Below are 18,237 nucleotides of genomic sequence, written 5' to 3'. Positions count from 1 at the left end.
CGGTTTATGCGCCTGCTCAGTGAGCGCAAAGACACGTCAAGAGGCGTCACGAGGTGCCAGCGCATCAAACAGTCGCCAGCTCGATCCGGTTGCGCCCGTCCTGCTTGGCGCGGTACATGGCGCGGTCGGCGCGGCGCACCAGCTCTTCGGGCAGCTGGTCGCGCTGGGGCTGCAGGCTGGCCACGCCAAAGCTCACGGTGACGATGCCGTGCGGTGCGCCTTCGTGGGGCAATGCCAGTTGGTGGATCGCTGCCTGAATATGGCGCGCCACCTCGGCAGCGGCGCCCAGGTCGGAGCCGGGCAGCAGCACCACAAACTCTTCGCCGCCAAAACGGGCGGCCAGCTCGCCCTCGCGCCGTGCGCCCACCTGGGCGAGCGTGGTGGCCAGGGCGCGCAGGCAGGTGTCTCCGGCCAGGTGGCCATAGTGGTCGTTGAAGTGCTTGAACACGTCCACATCCAGCAGGATGAGGCCGAGGGGCGCAGCGGCCCGCTGGGCGCGCGCCCATTCGTGCGCGAGCGCGTCGTCGAAGTGGCGGCGGTTGGCAATGCCGGTGAGGCCGTCGGTATTGCTCAGCAGCTCCAGGCGGTGGTTGACCTGGGCCAGGGCCTGGGTGCGCTCGGCCACCAGCGCCTCCAGCTCGCGGTTGCGCTGGCGCACTTCTTCGATGGGGTAGACCTCGTCGCCATGGGCTGTGCCGAAGGGGATGGAGACGCTCACATGTGCGATCTTCCAATCGCCCTCACCGCCACCCTGCCTCCCTTCGCGCCGGAACAGCACGACCTTGCGCGCCGTCTCCCGCGCAAAAAGTGCATCGGGGATGGGCAGGTGGATGTGGAAGAAGGCAGTGGCGGCCAGCAGGTCCGCGCCCAGGTCCTGGGTGAACAGGTCCAGCATCTCGATCACGATGGGCTGGGGCACCTGCAGAAAATCTTGCCGCGTGGTCTCGATCCAGTCGGCACGGGTCTTGACCAGCTTGTCGCTGCTGCCCGAAAAGCCGCTGAAGTTCTCGCTGAAGCGGTCCAGCAACCGCTGGTCGCGTGCGGCGTACATCCCGATGTACTCGTCAAAGAGCATGCGGGCGAGGCGCTCGCGTTCTGGTGACATGCGTTGGTGTCCTTGTCGGGTCTTCGTTGGGTGCAGGGAAGGCGTTGAAGCCTCAAAAGCATTGCACCGACGCGTGGGGCGCACATGGTCCCCGCAGTGGCAGGCGCTTTCAAAGACCTTCGTTTGAATGTAACACCCACCCCAGACGACAGAAACTACGGAACTTCCCTGCTCCAGCCCCCGCGCTTGCGGGGCCTGAGAGCCTGTTCAAGGTCAGTCCCTGGGCGCAAACAGTGCCAGGGTGTCGTGGGCAAAGGCGCCCTCGATGTCGAGCATGCGCATCTTGGTGGCCGCACCGCCACCGGCAGAGAAGCCACCTGTTTTGCCGTTGGCGGCCAGGATGCGGTGGCAGGGCACCACGGGTGCAAACGGGTTGTGGCCCAGGGCCTGGCCCACGGCACGGGCGGCGCCGGGCTCACCCAGTTGCGCCGCCATCTCGCCATAGGTCATGGTCTTGCCAGGCGGGATGCGGCGGGCCAGTGCGTACACGCGGGCGTTGAAGGGCGGCACGGTATCAAGGGCCAGAGGCACGTCGCACAGGTCGTCGCGCGCGCCCTGCAGCGTGGCCACCACGCGCGCGGCCCAGGCAGCAACCTGGGGCGGCATGGCGCATTCGGCCAGTTGCGGAAACCGGCGCTGCATGCGCGCGCGTGTCTGAGCCTCGCCCGTGTCCTCGGGCAGCTGCACGCCCACCAGCAGCGCGCCCTGCCACGCTATGCCGCAGTGGCCGATGGCCGTGGGGAACAGCGCGTAGCCACTGGCTGCATGCTGCTCTCCAAGGGGGGTGGGTGCCTGCACTGGCATAAGCTACATATTTAATAGCACAAAAGGCATATGGATAGCGCGGAGGGTGCCTATTCAGCCCTCAAAGCTGCACGCAGCTGCGCACCCACCTCGGGCTTGCCTGCAAACGGGTCGGTGGGGTTGCGGCCCAGCATCACGTCTTCCATGCGTGTCTGCACCGAGGCAATGGCCTTGGGGTGGCTGTAGATGTAGAACTGGCCCTGGGCGGCGGCGTCGAACACCTTCTGCGCCACTTGGGCCGCAGTCACCTTGCCGCTGCCCACGGCCTTGTCGCTCATGGCCTGGCCGATGAGCTGGCTCTTGGTGGGCTTCTCGGCGGGCAGGTCGCCCGGGCGGTTGCGGTGGCTCTGGCTGATGCCGGTGGGCACGAAGAACGGGCACAACACGCTGGCCGTGACCTGATCGGTGACGAGCGACAAATCCTGGTGCAGCGTTTCGGACAGTGCCACCACGGCATGTTTGCTCACGTTGTAGATGCCCATGTTGGGTGCATTCAGCAGCCCGGCCATGCTGGCGGTGTTGATGATGTGGCCACGCCAGGCCGGGTCGGCCTTGGCAGCCGCCAGCATCATGGGCGTGAACAGGCGCACGCCGTGCACCACGCCCATCAGGTTCACGCCCAGCACCCATTCCCAGTCCTTGACCGAGTTCTCCCACACCAGGCCGCCCGCACCCACGCCTGCGTTGTTGAAGACCAGATGCGGCGCGCCAAAGCGCTGCTGTACATCGGCGGCGAGTTGCTCCATCTGGGCGGCGTTCGACACGTCCACCTTGCGCGCCAGCACCTGCACACCTGCGGCCTGTGCCTCGGCGGCTGCGGCGTCAAGCGCGTCCTGCTGCACATCGACCAGCACCAGGTTCATGCCCAGGCGGGCGCCAATGCGCGCGCATTCCAGGCCAAAGCCCGAGCCTGCGCCGGTGAGGACAGCGGTTTTGCCAGCAAAGTTGTCGATCATTTTTCTGTCTCCTTGAAATGGTGTGTGTTTTTTGAAAGTTCAGAGGTCGGGAATGGGTCTGTGCATCCGTGCGGTCACCGAGTCTTCATGGCCCCGTCGTCCTCACCACCCCAACCGTTCGCCCTGAGTTGGTCGAAGGGTGCTCGCGAGGCTCACCCTGGCTTCGACAGGCTCAGCCCGAACGGGCGGAGGTGAGGTGACCGGGACGGGTTTGGCTAGCAGCACCCCGTCAAAGATGTCGCGCAGCGTCGCCGTTCAGGCCTTCACAGCACGCAGCACGTACCCGATGCGGGGGAAGTGCACGTGCACGGTGCCCGCGCGCGGGTCGGTGCGGCGCAGCGTGTAGCGCGTGCGGGTGGCGGCGATCAGCTCGCCCTCGGTGGGCTCGGTGCCAAAGCTCTCGGCAGAGATGGCGACCTGCGTGCCCAGGGGGATGCCGTGCTCGTCCTGGAACACATCGTCCGCCAAAGGCAACGGGTCCATGCCAGCAGCCACGGTGATGGCGTCCTGCGCGCTGAACTTCTCCATGCGGCCATGGCCCAGGGCGGCCATGCGGTCCATCCACTCCAGCACGGCGGGCGTGGCGGCAAAGATGTCGGCCATCACGGGCACACACTGGCGCGTGAACCACAGCGGGTGGTAGGCCGCGAAGTCGGCCAGGCAGGGCTCGGCGCCAAACAGAAAGTCGTGCTCTTCGGCCATGTGGGCAATGCGGCGCAGGTACGAGCGGTAGGCGGCGGTGGCGTCTGCCGGGCGCAGGCGCTGCATGCCTGCGCTCATCTCGCGGCGGTCTTCACCAAAGGCCTGCGCGGCGCCGGGCGGCAGGTTGGCAAACATGGCCGCCGCGCCCTTGGGCTGCAGGTTGTAGGCCATGGCGGCCCAGAACAGCGTGCTGTCGGCCCACTGCGCAAACACGCGCGCCACCCCCTTCAGGTGCGGCGGGTACAGCACGGGCTCGGGCTGCTCGTGCTCCAGCACATCGCAGATCAGGGCCGAGTCGCAATAGATGTCGGCACCGATCTGCAAAAACGGTGTCTTGCGGTAGCCGCCCGTGAGCGCCACCACATCGGGCTTGGGCGCAATGCTGGGGATGATCACGGACTTCCAGGCCAGTTGTTTGTAGCCCAGTGCAAGGCGGATTTTTTCCGAGAAGGGGGACGAGGGGTAGTGGTGCAGGATGAGGTGGGACATCGTGGGTCTCCGAAATAATAGGGTCAGGCGGGCAAGGCGCGGTCCAGCAAGGGATCAAGGTCCACGCCCGCCCCCAGCGTGCCGAAGCTGTAGCCCCAGTCGCCGCCCAGGCGCGAATCGCAGAAGGCGCCAAACACACTGGCAGGCGCGCTGCGGTACAGCAGCGCGGCCTGCACGGCCAGGGCCACGTCCTGCGCCAGGCGGCGGGCCTCGGCTTCCGTCGTCATCGCATCGACACGCAAGGGCAGCGCACTGGCCATGCGGTCCAGCGCCGGGTGCGCGCCGCGTGCGGGGGCCAGTTCGTCGGCCAGGGCCGCGGCAGTGTCGGCGCGGCGCACGGCGCGCAGCAGGTCCAGCGCCATGATGTTGCCCGCGCCTTCCCAGATGGAATTGAGCGGCATCTCGCGGTAGATGCGGGCCATGGTGCCTTCGCCGCCCTCTTCCACATAACCGTTGCCGCCCAGGCATTCCATGGCTTCTTGCGCAAACACGCTGCCGCGTTTGCACACCCAGAACTTGGCCACGGGCGTGAGCAGGCGGGCCATCACGGCCTCATGTTCACTCTTGTCTTTGTTGTCAAACGCACTCGCAAGCCTTATGGACAGTGCGGTAGCCGCTTCACTTTCAAGAGCAAGATCGGCCAGCACATTGCGCATCAGCGGTTGCTCGATGAGCTTCTTGCCAAAGGCCGAGCGCTGGCGCGTGTGGTGCAGCGCAATGCTGAGCGCCTGGCGCATGAGGCCGCTGGTGCCCAGGGCGCAGTCCAGGCGCGTCATGGTGCCCATCTCCAGGATCTGCGCCACGCCCCGGCCCTCCTCGCCCACACGCCAGGCCATCGCGTCGATGAACTCGACCTCGGAGCTGGCGTTGGCGTGGTTGCCCAGCTTGTCTTTCAGGCGCTGGATGCGGATGGTGTTGACCGCACCTTCGCCACCATCAGGCAACACACGCGGCAGGAAGAAACAGGTGAGCCCGCCGGGCGCCTGCGCCAGGATCAGGAACGCATCGCACATGGGCGCCGAGAAGAACCACTTGTGGCCGGTGATGCGGTAGCGCGCGCCCCAGGCATCGTCGCCATCCGGCACAGCCTGCGTGGTGTTGGCGCGCACGTCCGATCCGCCCTGCTTCTCGGTCATGCCCATGCCCATGGTGAGCGCGGATTTCTGCGAGAACAGCGCCAGGCGCGGGTCGTACTGCGTGTGGGCCAAACCCTTGCTCCAGTCCGCCCACACGGCCGCATTGCCTCGCAGCGCCGGGGTCACGGCGTAGCTCATCGACACCGGGCACAGCACCGATGGCTCGGCCTCGGTGAACAGCATGAAGCCTGCCGCCCGCTCGATGTGCGCATGGCCCGTGTCCTGGCGCGACCAGGGCGTGGCGTGCAGCCCGTGGCGCAGCGCGGCGCCGATGAGCGCGTGGTAGCTGGGGTGGAACTCCACCACATCGGTGCGGTGGCCAAAGCGGTCGTGCGTGCGCAGCTGCGGCTGGTAGGTGTTGGCCAGGCGAGCGTGGGTCAGCATCTCGGCCGAACCCATCTCGGCGCCCAGCGCCGTGAGGCCCGCCAGCGGCAAGCCGGGGGCATGCAAACGCAGCGCATCCTGCAAAGGCTGGTTGGTGGTGAACAGGTTCACATCCGCCCACGGCGTGCTCTGGTTGAAGACATCATGGGTACGCGCCAGGGATACGGTCGGCAAGGTCATGTCGGCTCCTTCACAAGCGGGGTGCGCGGGGCGGTGAAATCCGTCAGTCCGCGCGCCTCAGCATTTCGATGTGGGGGATATCGTCTTCCAGGTACTCGTCCGAGACAGCCTCAAAACCCAGGCTGCCGTAAAAGCCCTGCAGGTGCGCCTGCGCACTGATGCGGATGCCCCGGCCCGGCCATACCTGGCTGCAGCGGACAATGCCCTCCTGCATCAGCGCTCGGCCCGTGCCATTGCCACGCGCCTCCCGGGCAGTGACCACGCGGCCAATGGAGGGCTCGGGGTAGTTCACGCCCGGGTCCACCACGCGCAGGCAGGCCTGCGCCACCCCGGCCTCGTCGTAGCCCAGCAGGTGGTAGGACTGCTTGTCCGCCCCGTCCGGGTCCTGGTAGGGGCCCTGCTCCAGGATGAACACCTTGCAGCGCAGCGCCAGGGCGTCATGCAGCGCATGCACGCCCAGGTCGTCGAAGCGGGCCCAAACCCAACGGAGCATCATTGGCGCATTCCTCGCAGAGGGTCATTCAGCAAGGCCTGCGCAACTGGCGCGAACCAGGCCAGGGCCGCCGTGCAAGGGCCGCCCCGCCGCACTGGCGGCGTCCCCCCTGGGGGGGAAGACGCGAAGCGGCTCAGGGGGGGCTTCATACCAGCTTGACCAGTTGCTTGCCAAAGTTCTTGCCCTTGAGCAGGCCCAGGAAGGCCTCGGGCGCGGCAGCGATGCCTTGGGCAATGGTTTCGCGCGGGCGCAGCTTGCCGGTGCCCACCAGCGTGCCCAGCTCCTTGAGCGCGTCGGGCCAGACTTCCATGTGTTCGCTCACGATGAAGCCCTCAACCTTCATGCGGTTGATGAGCATGAGCGCGGGGTTGGCCATGGGCAGCGGCGCACCGTCGTAGCCCGCGATCATGCCGCACAGGGCGATGCGGCTGAAGGCGTTCATGCGCAGCATCACGGCGTCCATGATCCAGCCGCCCACGTTCTCGAAGTACCCATCAATGCCGTTGGGGCAGGCTTCTTTCAGGGCCTTGGACATGGCCTTCACATCGCTGTGTTCCTTGTAGTCGATGCAGGCGTCAAAGCCCAGTTCTTCCACCGCGTACTTGCACTTGTCGGCACCACCCGCAATGCCCACCGCGCGGCAGCCACGGGCCTTGGCGAGGGCTGCAAACGCGCTGCCCACGGCGCCGGTGGCAGCACTCACCACCACGGTGTCGCCCTCCTTGGGCGCGATGATCTTGACCAGGCCATACCAGGCCGTCACGCCCGGCATGCCGACCGCGCCCAGGTAGTGCGACAGCGGCACATGGGTGGTATCGACCTTGCGCAGCGCTCCGGGCTGCTCGGCATTGACCACGCTGTATTCCTGCCAGCCGCCCATGCCCACCACCTTGTCGCCCACGGCGTACTTGGGGTGGTTGCTTTCGGCCACCTCGCCCACGGTGCCGCCGATCATGACTTCGCCCAGCGCTTGCGATGCGGCGTAGCTCTTGCTCTCGTTCATGCGGCCGCGCATGTAGGGGTCCAGGCTCAGGAAGTGGTGGCGCACCAGCACTTCGCCATCCTTGAGCGCGGGGGTGTCCACCGCCACCAGCTTGAAGTTGCTGGCCACGGCCTCGCCGTGGGGGCGGTTGTCGAGAACGATTTGTTGATTGCGTGGCATGGGAGGCTCCTTCAAGGTGAAAACACTATCAATTTAATAGCTATCAGCGCTTATCCATTGCGCGGAAACGGCCATTTTTTATTCAAAAAAAACGGGCTCAATCGGTGGAAATCACCTTGAGCCCGTTGGTGCTGCGGTTGTCCACCGGCAGGCGCCGCACGTACTTGAACGTGCCGGTGGCGTGGCTGCAGATGCGGCCCTGCGCGTCGTACACCGTGCCCTCGGTAAACGCCATGGTGGCGGTGCGGTGGATCAGCCGCCCCTTGGCCACCAGCGGCCCGCGCGCGGGTTGCATGAAGCTGGTCTTCATCTCGATGGTGACCACGCCCATGTCCGGCGTCTCACTGCGCGCAGCGGTGGCCATGGTCACATCCAGCAGCGTCATCGACGCGCCGCCGTGGGTCACGTCGAACGAGTTGAGGTGCTCGGGCTTGGCCTCGTACCGCAGCTCGGACTCGCCCTTCTCCATGCGGTGCAGCGTGAAGCCGAGGTGGCTGACAAAGGGGATTTCGACACCGAAACTGATCAAGGTTTGTTCCTTTGGAAAAGTAGGTCGCAACTGGCGCAGCCCAGGCGAGGGACGCAGAGCAAGGGCCGCCCCGCAGCGATTGCGTCGTCCCCCTTCTCTCGAATCGCGCAGCGATTCGAGAGAAGGGGGAAGCGGCGCAGCCGCTCAGGGGGATGTTCACCCCCCCGTAACGATGCTCACACCCCCATCCACCGCCAGCCACTGGCCGGTGATGTGCTTGCCCGCATCCGAAGCGTACAGCGCGCACAGGCCCTTCAGGTCTTCGTCGTCGCCCAGGCGGCCCAGCGGGGCATGCGCGGCCAGCGCCTCTTCGCCCATAGCCTTCAGGGTGCCGACCGTCATCTTGCTGGGGAAGAAGCCGGGGCAGATCGCATTGACACGGATGTTGTATGCGCCCCATTCGGCCGCCAGCGCGCGGGTGAAGTTGATCACCGCGCCCTTGGAGGTGTTGTAGGCGATGGTGTTCATGCCCTTGGGGTTGCCGCCCAGGCCGGCGATGGACGCCACGTTGATGATGCTGCCGCTGCGGCGGCCGATCATGCTGTGCTTGGCGATGTGCTGGGAGAGGATGAAATAGCCGCGCACGTTCAGGTTCATCACCTTGTCCCACGCGTCCACGGGGTGGTCCTCGGCCGGGGCGCCCCAGGCCGCGCCAGCGTTGTTGACCAGGATGTCCACATGGCCCAGGCGTTGCAAAGTCTCGTCGGCCAGGCGGCGGATGTCTTCTTCCTTGGCGCAGTCAGCGGCGATCCAGCTGGCTTCGATGCCGGCGGCCTTCAGGTCGGCAGCGGCTTCTTCCAGGTCGGATGCCTTGCGCGAGCTGAGCACGATCTTGGCGCCTGCCTCGCCCAACGCGTGGGCCAGTTGCAGGCCCAGGCCGCGCGAGCCGCCCGTCACAAGGGCGGTCTTGCCGGTCAGGTCAAACAGTTGTTGGATGGTGCGTGTCATGGTGTCTCCTTGGGTGTATCGGATTATTTTCGGTATCGGTCGCCCGTGGCGCCCGTTGGTATCCAGCGCCAATTGTGCGGCGCAACGCGGGGCCATTGTGTCGCCCCCGTGTCGGCCCGGCCCGGGCGGCGTGGTCAGTCTGTCTTCAGGCGCGCGCGCACGGCAATCAGCACCACGCCCACGGCGGCCGCCAGGCCACCGCCCAGCACCAGGCTCCAGCCCAGCGCGGCATCAGAGCGCTCTGTGGCCAGGCCCAGCACCAGCGTGAGCAGGCCGCCGTAGATCAGCACCCAGATCAGCTTGTGCATGCGCTGCAATGTATGGGGCGCAGCCATGGTCAGAAAGCGTCCTCGGGAAAGCTGGCGCAGGTCGCATCGCGTGTGCTCACCACCTGCAGCCAGGCGCCGATTTTCGGCAGCTCGTAGTGGAAGAAGTAGCGCATCGCGCCCATGCGACCGACGCTCGCGGGCTGGGCCAGCGCGGCATCCTGGGCCAGCGTGGCCAGGGCCAGGTCCAGCCACACCCAGGCCAGCACCGTGTGGCCAAAGGCTTGCATGTAGGGCACGGCATTGGCCAGCGCATCGGCGGGCTGGCCCGTGGCCCAGGCGGCCTTGGTGGCAGCGCCCACCTGCTGCAGGGCGGCGCCCAGCGCATTGGCATGCGCCGCCAGCGATGGCACCTGGATCGCGCGCTCGATGGTGGCGTTGATGCGCCCGGCCAGCAGTTGCAGGCCGCGCCCGCCTTCCATCAGCACCTTGCGGCCCAGCAGGTCCATGGCCTGAATGCCGTGCGTGCCTTCGTGGATCATGTTCAGGCGGTTGTCGCGCCAGTACTGCTCCACCGGAAAGTCGCGCGTGTAGCCATAGCCGCCGTGGATCTGGATGGCCAGCGAATTGGCCTCCAGGCAGAACTCGCTGGGCCAGCTCTTGGCGATGGGGGTAAGCACTTCGAGCAGCAACCGCGCCTCGTCGGCCGCTGCCGCGTCGCCCGTGTGCTGCTCGTCCACCAGCTTCGCGCAGAACAGGTTGAGCGCCAGCGCGCCTTCGCCATACGACTTCTGGGCCAGCAGCATGCGCTTGACATCCGCGTGCTCAATGATGCGCACCTGGGGCTGCGCGGCGTCCTTGACCACGGCCGCGGCGCCATCTTTCGGGCCCTGCACCGGGCGGCCCTGGGGGCGGTTCTTGGCGTAGTCCAGGCTGGCGTAGTAGCCCGCCAGGCCCAGCATGGTGGCGGCCATGCCGATGCCGATGCGGGCCTCGTTCATCATGTGGAACATGCAGGCCAGGCCCTTGCCCGGCTGGCCCACCAGGTAGCCCACGGCGCCGGCCTGCCCGCCCACCGGGAACTTGCCTTCGCCAAAATTCAGCAGCGTGTTGGTGGTGCCGCGCCAGCCCAGCTTGTGGTTCAGGCCCGCCAATGCCACATCGTTGCGCACGCCGGTGAGCTGGCCCTGCGCATCCACCATCTTCTTGGGCACGATGAACAGCGAGATGCCGCGCGTGCCCGGCACCAGCTTGCCGTCCGCCCCGGGGATCTTGGCCAGCACCAGGTGCACGATGTTCTCGGTCAGCTCATGGTCGCCCGAGCTGATCCACATCTTGTTGCCCGTGAGGCGGTAGCGTGGGCCCAGTGGGTCGGATTCGAAGTCGCCGCCATCCGGCACGGCGCGCGTGGCCACGTCCGACAGCGACGAGCCCGCCTGCGGCTCCGACAGGCACATGGTGCCCGACCAGCGGCCGTTGAATTCATTGAGTGCGAACACCTCTTTTTGCAACGCCGTGCCGTGCGCCATCAGCAGGTTGGCATTGCCCGAGGTGAGCAGGTTGGAGCCGATGCTGATCGACGCCACCGCAAAGAAGCTGTTGGCCGCAGCCTCTACCGCGTAGGGCAACTGCATGCCGCCGATCTCGTAGTCCTGCGCGGCCGACAGCAGGCCGGATTCTGCGTAGGCCTTGCGGGCCTCGTAGGTCGCCTGGGGCAGGATCACCTTTTCACCGTCGAAATGCGGCTCTTCGGTATCGACCGTGCGGTTGAAGGGCGCGTATTTCTCGCGCGCGATGCGCTCGCAGGTGTCGAGCACCGCATCGAAGGTCTCGCGCGAATGGTCCGCAAAGCGCTCGCGGACGGTGAGCGACTGGGCATCAAGCCAGTCGTAGAGCAGGAAGTCGAGCGTGGAACGCAGGGTCATGAGGTCTCCTTGGATGCTGCATACCCGGCCTCCTGCGCGATGCGAAGGTCAGCGTGCGGGCAGCACGATGTTCTTGAAACACCAGAACTCCATGTCCGAATCGGGCCTGGGCTGGCAGCTGGCCTCTCCAAGCTGCAGGCGCGTGGCAGCTGCAGGGAGCGGCGGGAAAGTGATCTTGAGAAACTTGCTGCGGCCGGGCTTGACCACATCCATCTTCACATTGCACAGCGTTAGCCCGCTGATGGACTGCTGCTGCAGCACCGTGCCGCTGCCCAGGTCCTTGAGGGTGAACGCATCGGGCGAGCCCGTGGGCTGCGCGCAGGCCTCGAACGCCTCGTTGGTGCTGTTCTTCACCAGCAGCGTGACGCGGGTCTGCTTGGCATCGACCACGACCTCCTGCAGCACCACGTCCGGATCGGACTCCAGCGGCAGCTGGAGCTTGAAGCTCTGGGCATGGGCACCGCAGGCCACGGCAAGCACCGACAGTGCAGCAAAAAAACGAAGGGAAGACGTGCAACGCATGGGATGTACCGTTTGGGGAAGGAAAGGAGTGGAGCGTGAACCAGCTCCGCGCAGGCCAGCGGCCGCGGCGGATTCTGCCCGCGCCACCGCTGCCCGCAGGCACCGGACGATTTCCACAAGGCAACAATTTGTAGCCTGCCGCCCTTCCCTCCCTCCATCACGGCACCGGGCCGCAGTCACATGCCTACCGGCGGCCACACAGGAGCCCCTGGCCGCCAACCCTTCGGCAGCACCCAGCACGCACTACCCCTATTGCACCGTGCAGGCCTCGGGCGAGGCCTCTCCAGTGCGCTGGGCGGTGGCGTGCTCAGGCGCTGCAGTGGTCAGAACACTTCAAAAATGCCTGCAGCGCCCATGCCACCGCCGATGCACATGGTCACGCACACCTTCTTGGCGCCACGGCGCTTGCCTTCGATGAGCGCGTGGCCCGTGAGGCGCTGGCCCGATACACCGTAGGGGTGGCCCAGGGCGATGGCGCCGCCGTTCACGTTCAGACGATCGGCCGGGATGCCCAGCTTGTCGCGGCAGTACAGCACCTGCACGGCAAAGGCCTCATTCAGCTCCCACAGGTCGATGTCCTCGACCTTGAGGCCCAACTTCTTGAGCACCTTGGGCACGGCAAACACGGGGCCGATGCCCATTTCGTCGGGCTCGCAGCCTGCCACCGCAAAGCCCAGGAAACGGCCCAGGGGTTTGAGGCCCTTTTTACTGGCGTAGTCTTCGCTGGTCAGCACGCAGGCACCAGCACCGTCACTGAACTGGCTGGCGTTGCCCGCCGAGATCAGGCCACCAGGCAATGCCGAGCGCAGGCCACTGATGGCCTCCACCGTCGTGCCTTCGCGGGTGCCTTCGTCCTTGCTCACCGTGACTTGCTTGGTGATCAGGCCCAGCGTCTTGTCGGCCACACCAGCCGTCACGGTGATGGGAGCGATTTCGGCGTCGAACAGGCCGGCCGCCTGCGCAGCACAGGCCTTTTGCTGGCTGCCTGCGCCGTATTCGTCCATGGCTTCGCGGCCGATGTTGTAGCGCTTGGCTACTTGTTCGGCGGTCTGCAGCATGCTCCAGTAGATCTCGGGCTTTTGCTTGGCCAGCGCCAGGTCCTGGATCATGTGCAGGTTCATCTCTTGCTGCACGCAAGAAATGCTTTCCACACCACCGGCCACGAACACATCGGCCTCGCCCGCGATGATGCGCTGGGCAGCCATGGCAATGGTCTGCAGGCCCGACGAACAGAAGCGGTTGACGGTCACGCCCGATGCCGTGATGGGCAGGCCCGCCTTCAGCGCGATCTGGCGAGCGATGTTGCTGCCGGTGGCGCCTTCGGGCGTGGCGCAGCCCATGATGACGTCATCGACGTCAGCACCGTCGATGCCAGCGCGCTGTACGGCGTGCTGCACGGCATGGCCGCCCAGGGTGGCGCCGTGCGTCATGTTGAACGAACCCTTCCAGCTCTTGGCGAGTGGCGTGCGGGCGGTGGAAACAATCACTGCGGAGGTCATGTGAATTCCTTTGATTCGGTGTCTGTGGATGCGGCTTACTGGAAGGCCTTGCCTTCGGCGGCCAGCTTGGCCAGCAGCGGAGCGGGCTTCCAGAACGCTGCGTCATCCAGCGGGTTCTTGGCAAAACGGTCCATGGCCTGCACCACGTTGAACAGACCCACTTCACTGGCGTAGTGCATGGGGCCGCCACGGTGGATGGGGAAGCCGTAGCCGGTCAGGTACACCATGTCGATGTCGCCGGACTTGCTGGCAATGCCGTCTTCCAGGATGTGCGCGCCTTCGTTGACCAGGGCGAACACCAGGCGCTGCACGATTTCTTCGTCTGAAATCTTGCGCGGCGTGATGCCCAGTTCCTTGCGGTGGTCCTCGATCATCTTGTTGACCAGATCGCTCGGGATCGCATCGCGCTTGCCGGCCTGGTAGTCGTACCAGCCTGCGCCGGTCTTCTGGCCGAAGCGGCCCAGTTCACACAGCTTGTCGGCGGTGCGGCTGTACTTCATGTCGGCACGCTCCACGGAACGGCGCTTGCGAATGGCCCAGCCGATGTCGTTGCCAGCGAGGTCGCCCATGCGGAACGGGCCCATGGCAAAGCCAAACTTCTCGATGGCCTTGTCCACCTGCTGGGGCGTGCAGCCTTCGTCCAGCAGGAAGCCGGCCTGGCGGCTGTACTGCTCGATCATGCGGTTGCCGATGAAACCATCGCACACGCCCGAGACCACCGAGGTCTTCTTGATCTTCTTGCCGATGGCCATCACGGTGGCCAGCACGTCCTTGGCGGTTTCCTTGCCGCGCACTACTTCCAGCAGCTTCATCACGTTGGCGGGGCTGAAGAAGTGCATGCCCACCACGTCCTGCGGACGCTTGGTGAAAGCGGCGATCTTGTCCACATCGAGCGTGGAGGTGTTGGAGGCCAGGATGGCGCCGGGCTTGGCCACAGCGTCGAGCTGCTTGAACACGGCTTCCTTGACGCCCATTTCTTCGAACACGGCTTCGATGATCAGGTCGCAGTCCTTGAAGTCGTCGTAGCTCAGCGTGGTGCTCAGCAGAGCCATGCGCTGCTCGTACTTGTCCTGCTTGAGCTTGCCCTTCTTGACCTGGGCTTCGTAGTTCTTCTTGATCGTGGCCACGCCACGGTCCAGGGCTTCCTGCTTCATCTCCAGGATCTTGACGGGGATGCCCGCGTTCAGGAAGTTCATGGAGATGCCGCCACCCATGGTGCCAGCGCCGATCACGCCGACCACCTTGATATCGCGCTTGGGGGTGTCGGAGGCCACATCAGGGATCTTGCTGGCGGCACGCTCTGCCATGAACAGGTGGCGCAGCGCGCGCGACTCGGGCGTCCACATCAGGTTGATGAAGATCTCGCGCTCGACCAGCATGCCTTCGGCAAACTTCTTCTTGGTGGCAGCTTCGACCGCGTCCACGCACTTGGCGGGCGCGGGGAAGTTCTTGGCCATGCCCTTGACCATGTTGCGTGCGAACTGGAAGTACGCATCGCCTTCGGGGTGCTTGCAGGGGAAGTTGCGCACCAGGGGCAGCGGGCGAGCATCGGCCACGCTTTGTGCAAACGCCAGGGCTTCGGTAGCCAGCGACTCGGCCGACGCGGCCATCTTGTCAAACAGCTTCTGGCCGGGCACGGCGCCAATCATTTCGCTCTTGACGGGCTCGCCGCTCACGATGAGATTGAGCGCGGCCTCGACACCGATCACGCGCGGCAGGCGCTGCGTGCCACCTGCGCCGGGGATCAGGCCCAGCTTGACTTCTGGTAGTGCAATCGAGCAGCCAGGCGCCGCAATGCGGTAGTGGCAGCCCAGGGCCAGTTCCAGCCCTCCGCCCATGGCGACGCTGTGCATGGCGGCCACGACGGGCTTGGCCGAGTTTTCGATGGCGGCAATCACCGACAGCAGATTGGGCTCTTGCAGCGACTTGTCGGTGCCGAACTCCTTGATGTCGGCGCCGCCAGAGAACGCACCACCGGCACCGGTGATCACGATGGACGTGACCGCTGCATCGGCATTGGCACGGCCAAGGCCGTCCACGATGCCCTGGCGGGTCGCCAGACCGAGTCCGTTGACGGGAGGGTTGGCCATGGTGATCACGGCAACGGAGCCGTGGACTTTGTATTCAGCGGTCATGGTGCTGTTGTTCCTTGGAAAGTGAAAAAGAACGATCGTGCGTTTTTATTGTAGAGACTTCAAACCCATTTGGCGTGTCAATTTGTCCCGGGCGGGACAAGGGGGTTTGCAGTGCAACATTTGGTAGCGCAAAAAAAGAGGCGCCTTCAGCTATCGGGCGCCTCTTTTAGCCATGGTTTTTCAGAAATCGTCAGACTTCAAGCCATTCCTTGCGGATGTAGTTGTCGGCCCGCAAACTGTCCGGTGTGCCCTGGAACACGATCGAGCCATGCCCCATGACCAGCGCACGGTCCGAGATCTTCATGGCGATGGTCAGTTTCTGCTCAATCAGCAGCACCGAGATGCCGCGCGACTTGATGGTCTGCAGGTACTGCCCCACCAGCTCCACGATCTTGGGCGCGAGGCCTTCGGTGGGCTCGTCGATGATGATGAGGTCAGGGTCACCCATCAGCGTGCGGCACAGGGTCAGCATCTGCTGCTCGCCGCCGGACATCACGCCCGCCTCGGTGTGCTGGCGCTCCTTGAGGCGGGGGAACATGTCGTACATGTCGTCAAAAGACCAGCGGCTGTTCTTGCCACTGCCCTTCTGGCCGAGCATCAGGTTCTGGTGCACCGTGAGGTTGGGGAACACATCGCGGCTTTCGGGCACGTAGCCCACCCCCAGGTGGGCGATTTCGTAGGCCTTCTTGCCATTGAGGTCCTGCCCCTTCCAGTTGAGCGTGCCTTCCCAGTCCACCAGGCCCATGATGGCCTTGGCAGTGGTGGAGCGGCCGGAGCCATTGCGCCCCAGCAGGGCCACGATTTCACCGGGTTGCACGTCGAAGGTCACGCCATGCAGCACATGGCTCTTGCCGTAGTAGGCGTGGAGATTCTCGATTTTCAGCATGTCAGTGTCCCGCCCCCTGCTCGTCCGCAACCACCGAGCCCAGATAGGCCTCTTGCACGCGCTGGTTGGCGCGCACCTTGTCCGGTGTGTCAAAGGCAATCACCTCGCCATAGACCACCACGGCGATCTTGTCGGCCAGGCCAAACACCACGCCCATGTCGTGCTCCACCGTGAGCAGCGTGCGGCCTTCGGTCACTTCCTTGATGAGGTGAATGAAACGCGTGGTTTCGGTCTTGCTCATGCCTGCGGTGGGTTCGTCCAGCAGGATCACATTGGCGCCGCCCGCGATGGTGATGCCGATCTCCAGCGCGCGCTGCTCGGCATACGTGAGGTTCATCGCCAGCGTGTCGCGCTTCTTGTCGAGCTTGATCATCTCCATGAGCTGCTTGGCGCGCTCGTTGGCATCGTGCAGGTTCGACAGGAAGCGCAGGAACGTGTACTTGTAGCCCATGCTCCAGAGCACGCCACAGCGCAGGTTCTCGAACACCGACAGCTTGGGGAAGATGTTGGTGATCTGGAAACTGCGCGAGAGGCCGCGCCGATTGATCTCGTACGGCGCCATGCCGTTGATGCGCTGGCCGTTCAGGATCACGTCTCCGCTGGTGGGCGCAAAGCGCCCGCTGATCAGATTGAACAGCGTGGACTTGCCCGCACCGTTGGGACCGATGATGGCCACACGTTCGCCCGGCGCCACCGCCAAGTTGGCGCCACGGATGATCTCGGTCTTGCCAAAACTCTTGCGCAAGTCGCGCAGTTCGAGCGCATAGGTTGCGTTGTCAGCCGCCATGGTTACAGAGCCTCCCCGCGCTTGATTTCATGTTCTATTTCTTCCTGGATACGGCCCCATTGGCGCACAAACTGGCGTCGGCACATCTCGAACAAGGCGAAGCCCGTCACCATCACGAACACGGCGCCAAACCAGCTGGTGAAGCCTTTGGCGTTGAGCGTGGCGCCCAGGAACGAGAGCTCTGACCCGAGCGCTGCATTGAGCTGCAGGTGGTAGGTCATTTCGATCATGCAGGCCGCGCCCAGCACGCCCACCAGGGCCGTGCCACCCAGCGCCAGATACGAAGTCCACAACTGGCGCAGCTTGCCGAACTTGGCCAGGCGCAGGTTCATCATGATCAGGCTGGCCACGCCGCCGGGGGCGTACATCACCATGAACAGGAACACCAGGCCCAGGTACAGCAGCCAGGCTTTGGACAACTCGGAAAGCAACACCGAGGCCAGCACCAGCAGCACGGCGCCGATGATCGGACCAAAGAAGAACGTGGCCCCGCCCAGGAAGGTGAACAGCAGGTAGCCGCCGGAGCGCACCACATTCAGGCTGTCGGCACCGGTCACGATCTCGAAGTTGATCGTGGCCAGGCCTCCGCCGATACCGGCGAAAAAGCCCGCGATGATGAAGGCGAAGTAGCGCACCCGCTGCGTGTTGTAGCCAATGAACTCCACACGCTCGGGGTTGTCGCGCACGGCGTTCAGGATGCGGCCCAGCGGCGTGCCGGTGAAGGCAAACATCGCTGCCGTGCACACGAAGCAGTAGGCGGCGATCAGGTAGTACACCTGCATGCCCGAGCCAAAATTCAGGCCGAAGAAGGCCTTGCCGTACACCCGGTCGGTGGTGATGCCCCCTTCGCCACCGAAGAACTCGGGGAACATCAGGGCCATCGACGCGACCAGCTCGCCAATGCCCAGCGTGATCATGGCAAACGTCGTGCCCGACTTCTTGGTGGTCACGAAGCCCAGGATGATGGCGAAAAAGGCCCCGGCCAGCCCACCCACCAGAGGGATCAGCACCAGCGGGATGTGGAAGCTGCCCTTGCCAGCCATGTTCATGGCATGGATGGCAATGAACGAGCCCAGGCCGGTGTACACCGCATGGCCGAAGCTCAGCATGCCGCCCTGCCCCAGCAACATGTTGTAGGACAGGCAGATGATGATGAGGTAGCCGATCTGCGAGAGCATGGTCAGCGCCAGGCTGCTGCGAAACAGCATGGGCGCCACAATCAAGGCAATCGCAAACAGCGACCAGATGACGATCCTCCCCACATTCCAGGGCTTGAACCGGTAGTGCGCGGTGGCACTGGAGACAGTGTTGGTAGTCGAATTCATGGCA

17 protein-coding genes are annotated in these 18,237 nt (G+C 65.0%); all 17 read right to left on the bottom strand.

From position 1 onward, the window contains the following. Positions 1-64 precede the first annotated feature (64 nt). Complete coding sequence (locus AvAM_RS07945; protein ID WP_137746551.1) at positions 65-1,105, bottom strand: diguanylate cyclase; 1,041 nt, start codon at positions 1,103-1,105, stop codon at positions 65-67. 213 nt (positions 1,106-1,318) lie between these two features. Next, on the bottom strand, positions 1,319-1,909 hold the full coding sequence (locus AvAM_RS07940; RefSeq protein ID WP_137746550.1) for a methylated-DNA--[protein]-cysteine S-methyltransferase: 591 nt from the start codon (positions 1,907-1,909) through the stop codon (positions 1,319-1,321). Positions 1,910-1,959: 50 nt separating this feature from the next. Continuing rightward, entirely contained in the window at positions 1,960-2,865 is a 906-nt protein-coding gene (locus AvAM_RS07935; protein ID WP_137746549.1) for an SDR family oxidoreductase, read from the bottom strand. Positions 2,866-3,120: 255 nt separating this feature from the next. Further along, positions 3,121-4,056 carry a glutathione S-transferase family protein gene (locus AvAM_RS07930; RefSeq protein ID WP_137746548.1) on the bottom strand — a complete coding sequence of 312 codons (936 nt, stop codon included), beginning with the start codon at positions 4,054-4,056 and terminating at the stop codon, positions 3,121-3,123. 23 nt (positions 4,057-4,079) lie between these two features. After that, positions 4,080-5,756, bottom strand: coding sequence for an isovaleryl-CoA dehydrogenase (locus tag AvAM_RS07925; protein WP_171012160.1), 1,677 nt, complete (start codon positions 5,754-5,756; stop codon positions 4,080-4,082). 43 nt (positions 5,757-5,799) lie between these two features. Beyond that, entirely contained in the window at positions 5,800-6,252 is a 453-nt protein-coding gene (locus AvAM_RS07920) for a GNAT family N-acetyltransferase (RefSeq protein ID WP_137746547.1), read from the bottom strand. A gap of 142 nt (positions 6,253-6,394) precedes the next feature. Continuing rightward, positions 6,395-7,411 (bottom strand): NADP-dependent oxidoreductase, encoded by a 1,017-nt coding sequence (locus AvAM_RS07915; protein ID WP_137746546.1) that lies wholly within the window; start codon positions 7,409-7,411, stop codon positions 6,395-6,397. A 97-nt stretch (positions 7,412-7,508) separates the two neighbouring features. Continuing rightward, positions 7,509-7,940 (bottom strand): PaaI family thioesterase, encoded by a 432-nt coding sequence (locus AvAM_RS07910; RefSeq protein WP_137746545.1) that lies wholly within the window; start codon positions 7,938-7,940, stop codon positions 7,509-7,511. A 156-nt stretch (positions 7,941-8,096) separates the two neighbouring features. Continuing rightward, on the bottom strand, positions 8,097-8,888 hold the full coding sequence (locus tag AvAM_RS07905; RefSeq protein ID WP_137746544.1) for an SDR family oxidoreductase: 792 nt from the start codon (positions 8,886-8,888) through the stop codon (positions 8,097-8,099). A gap of 134 nt (positions 8,889-9,022) precedes the next feature. Continuing rightward, on the bottom strand, positions 9,023-9,223 hold the full coding sequence (locus tag AvAM_RS07900; protein ID WP_137746543.1) for a hypothetical protein: 201 nt from the start codon (positions 9,221-9,223) through the stop codon (positions 9,023-9,025). Between the two features lie 2 nt (positions 9,224-9,225). Continuing rightward, entirely contained in the window at positions 9,226-11,079 is a 1,854-nt protein-coding gene (locus tag AvAM_RS07895; protein ID WP_137746542.1) for an acyl-CoA dehydrogenase, read from the bottom strand. A 48-nt stretch (positions 11,080-11,127) separates the two neighbouring features. Further along, on the bottom strand, positions 11,128-11,601 hold the full coding sequence (locus AvAM_RS07890; RefSeq protein ID WP_137746541.1) for a hypothetical protein: 474 nt from the start codon (positions 11,599-11,601) through the stop codon (positions 11,128-11,130). A gap of 323 nt (positions 11,602-11,924) precedes the next feature. Then, entirely contained in the window at positions 11,925-13,100 is a 1,176-nt protein-coding gene (locus AvAM_RS07885) for an acetyl-CoA C-acyltransferase (protein WP_137746540.1), read from the bottom strand. Positions 13,101-13,135: 35 nt separating this feature from the next. Further along, a complete protein-coding gene (locus AvAM_RS07880; RefSeq protein WP_137746539.1) occupies positions 13,136-15,235 on the bottom strand; it encodes a 3-hydroxyacyl-CoA dehydrogenase NAD-binding domain-containing protein in 2,100 nt (699 codons plus the stop codon). 190 nt (positions 15,236-15,425) lie between these two features. Then, complete coding sequence (locus tag AvAM_RS07875) at positions 15,426-16,121, bottom strand: ABC transporter ATP-binding protein (protein WP_063460507.1); 696 nt, start codon at positions 16,119-16,121, stop codon at positions 15,426-15,428. A 1-nt stretch (position 16,122) separates the two neighbouring features. After that, positions 16,123-16,908 (bottom strand): ABC transporter ATP-binding protein, encoded by a 786-nt coding sequence (locus AvAM_RS07870; protein WP_124514469.1) that lies wholly within the window; start codon positions 16,906-16,908, stop codon positions 16,123-16,125. 2 nt (positions 16,909-16,910) lie between these two features. Then, positions 16,911-18,233 (bottom strand): branched-chain amino acid ABC transporter permease, encoded by a 1,323-nt coding sequence (locus AvAM_RS07865; protein WP_137746538.1) that lies wholly within the window; start codon positions 18,231-18,233, stop codon positions 16,911-16,913. Between the last annotated feature and the right edge of the window lie 4 nt (positions 18,234-18,237).

Origin of the sequence: Acidovorax sp. NB1, assembly GCF_005405905.1 — a bacterium.
GTDB lineage: Bacteria > Pseudomonadota > Gammaproteobacteria > Burkholderiales > Burkholderiaceae_C > Acidovorax.
Note: the sequence above shows the minus strand (reverse complement) of the source record. Positions and strands in the feature narration are given on the sequence as shown.